This is a genomic window from Nocardioides sp. P5_C9_2 (genome assembly GCF_054049555.1).
The window spans coordinates 1-3,013 of record NZ_JBFUMD010000471.1; the positions used below are offsets into that span (position 1 = coordinate 1).

The window sequence follows — 3,013 nt, forward strand, 5'->3', positions numbered from 1 at the left end:
CCTCCAGGGCCCAGTCCACCTGGAGGTCGTCATGAGATCGCTCTGCACATCCCTGCCCACCCTTGCGCCCGGGTCCCCGGTGACGCTGGAGGGATGGGTCCAGCGTCGCCGCGAGCTGGCGAAGATCACCTTCCTGGTCGTCCGCGACCGGAGCGGCCTGGCCCAGGTCGTGCTGCCGGCCGGGAGCGTCGTACCCCCCGAGGAGACGACGGTCCGGGTGACCGGCACCGCCACCGCCAACGCCCAGGCCCCGGGCGGCGTCGAGGTCACGGACGCGGTGGTGGAGTGCCTCACCGAGCCGGCCGAGACCCCGCCGGCCGAGCTGTGGCGTCCGCATCTCGACGTCCAGCTGCCGACGCTGCTCGACCACGCCCCGGTCCTGTGGCGCCACCCGTCCCAGCGCGCCCGCTGGGAGCTGGCGGCCGCGTCGCTGCGCGGGTTCCGGTCCAGCCTCGACGCCGTCGGCTTCACCGAGGTCACCACTCCGAAGTTCGTGGAGTCGGCCACCGAGTCCGGGGCCAACGTCTTCGCCGTGGACTACTTCGGCCGACCTGCCTACCTGGCCCAGAGCCCGCAGTTCTACAAGCAGCAGCTGGTCGGCGTCTTCGAGCGCGTCTACGAGGTCGGTCCGGTCTTCCGCGCCGAGCCGCACGACACGGTGCGCCACCTCGCGGAGTACCGCTCCCTCGACGTCGAGCTCGGCTTCGTGCGCGACCACCGGGACGTGCTCGCCGTGCTGCGCGACGTGCTGGCCGGCATGGTCGACGGGATCGGCGAGCACGCCTCGGCCGCCGTGGAGCGCACCGGCGCCCGGGTGCCCGGGGTGCCGGCCGAGATCCCGGTCATCCACTTCTCCGACGCGCTCGCGCTGGTCGGGGCGCCGGCGGACGAGCCGGACCTGGCCCCCGAGCACGAGCGTGCCCTCGGCGCGTGGGCGCTGGAGGAGCACGGGTCGGACTTCCTCGCGGTCGAGGGCTACCCGATGGCCAAGCGGCCGTTCTACACCCACCCGCAGCCGAGCGACCCCCGCTGGTCCAACAGCTTCGACCTGCTCTTCCGGGGCCTCGAGCTGGTCACGGGCGGGCAGCGGTTGCACCGGCCGAGCGACTACGACGCCGCGATCCGCGCCCGGGGCGAGGACCCGGCCGACTACGCGGCGTACCTCCAGGCCTTCCGGCACGGGATGCCCCCGCACGGCGGGTTCGCGATCGGGCTGGAGCGCTGGGTCGCGCGGCTGGTGGAGGCGACGAACATCCGCGAGGTCACCCTCTTCCCGCGCGACCTCCACCGCCTCACGCCCTGAGCGCGGCCCGGTCTCACGGCGGGGGTCAGCTGATGTTGTCCTCGGCGTCCGGGTTGGTGCAGATCACCGTGTCGCTCGGCGTGTACGTCGTCGAGAACACCTCGGGCGCGCGGTCCTCGGTGTTGGACCCCACCGGCGAGAAGGAGCGCGTGACGTCGATGTCGAAACCGCCGTAGCCCGTGTTGGCGTGGCACTGGACGGTGTCGACCCGGCGCACCTTCGCCTGGGTGACGTTGTGCCGCTCGCCGGTCGACGAGGTGATGTCCCAGTACTTCGTGGAGTACATCGAGACCGTCACCACCCCGCTGGTCGTGGGGGTGGCGGGGGTGACCTTGGCGCTGATGAGGACGCCGTACGGCGTGTCGTTGCGGAACCGCAGGTCGACGGCGCCCCACGCGACGGTGGCCTCGCGCCCGATCGGGTAGCGGTCGATGTAGAACGAGTGCGGCTTGTGCTCGACGTCCTCGAGGCCGGCGAAGAACATCGCGTTGAAGGTCGTGGTCGCCATCTGGGAGACGCCGCCGCCGAGGTCGCTGACGAGGATGCCGTCGGAGATGATGTAGCCCTCGGTGAACCCGTTCTCCCGGGTCCGCTCACCGACCGTGTCGTTGAGGCTGAACGTGTCGCCGGGGCGGAGCAGGGTGCCGTCGACGAGCTCGGCGGCCCGACCGATGTTGACGTTGCGGTACTCGGCGTAGGGGTAGTAGGTCGTGAAGCTCGAGACCTGCTCCTTCACCTGGAGCGCGCGGGCGTCCTTGGTGGTGAAGTCCGGGCGCGCGACCTGGGCGTCGACCTCAAGCGTGCGTTGGTCGCCGGAGGCCGCCACGAGCGAGAGAAAGCCGTCGACGACCTGCTGCTGGTCGTAGGTGACGCCGGGCCTGGCCGGGACGACCCGCGGACGACCGCCCACCAGGGCGACCGTCGCGTCGACCGGGGCGCCGCCGACGGCGACCTTGCCCGCGAGCATCGCGGCGAGCACCTGCTCGTCGAGCCGGGGCACGAGCTCGCCCTCGACGGCCTCCAGGCTCAGCGCCGGCGTGTAGTCGGCGGGCTGCAGGCGGACGGTCGACTGGTCGAAGGTCAGCGACACGGGTCCCGAGACCGCGGCGTTGGCGAACGACTCCCGGGCCTCGGACAGGTCGCCGGCGTCGATCTCCGGCTGCTCCTCGACGAGCTCCAGCTCGGCGGTGCCGCCCTCGAGCCAGGCGCCGGCGAGCGCCTCGCCGGTGGCGGTGGGGTCGAGCGAGCGGCCGGCGCGCGGCGTGGTCTGGGTGAAGCCGGCGCCCTCGAAGGTGAGCGTCCCCTCGCGCACGGGCCGGCCGTGCTCGGCGTCGAGGCGGGTGACGAGGGCGCCCAGGGCCGCCTCGTCGACGGTGACCTCGGCGTCGAGGTCGTCCCCGCCGGTGAAGTAGTTCCAGAGCCGGACCGGGTCCCAGCTCTCCTCGCCGCCGGCCTCGGCGACGGAGGCCTCGTAGTCGACCGCGAGGCCGGCCTCGGTGGCCTCGACGTTGACCGGGGTGCCGTCAACGACGGCCTGGACCGGGGCGCTGACCTGGTCGGCCAGGCCTGCCTGGAGGCGGTCGGCGGCCTCGGCCTGCGGGTGGCCGCCGATGCTCACCCCGCTGACGGTCGTGCCGCGCGGCACCTTGTCCCCCGCGGCGTAGTGGGCCGCGACGTACAGCCCGCCGAAGACGACCAGCAGGACGAGGA

At 73.0% G+C, this 3,013-nt stretch carries 2 protein-coding genes; one reads left to right on the forward strand and one right to left on the reverse strand.

From position 1 onward, the window contains the following. Positions 1–31: 31 nt before the first annotated feature. Positions 32–1,303, forward strand: coding sequence for an aspartate--tRNA(Asn) ligase (aspS, locus tag ACXJKL_RS18295; protein ID WP_457208430.1), 1,272 nt, complete (start codon positions 32–34; stop codon positions 1,301–1,303). Positions 1,304–1,328: 25 nt separating this feature from the next. On the opposite strand, the gene ACXJKL_RS18300 is transcribed toward aspS, so the two are convergent. Beyond that, positions 1,329–3,013: VanW family protein (locus tag ACXJKL_RS18300; RefSeq protein WP_457208429.1), on the reverse strand; the 1,685-nt coding region annotated here is incomplete at its 5' end.

Excerpts from the sequence above, each read along its gene's own strand:
- aspS (WP_457208430.1), top strand. The coding sequence starts at position 32 with ATGAGATCGCTCTGCACATCCCTGCCCACCCTTGCGCCCGGGTCCCCG.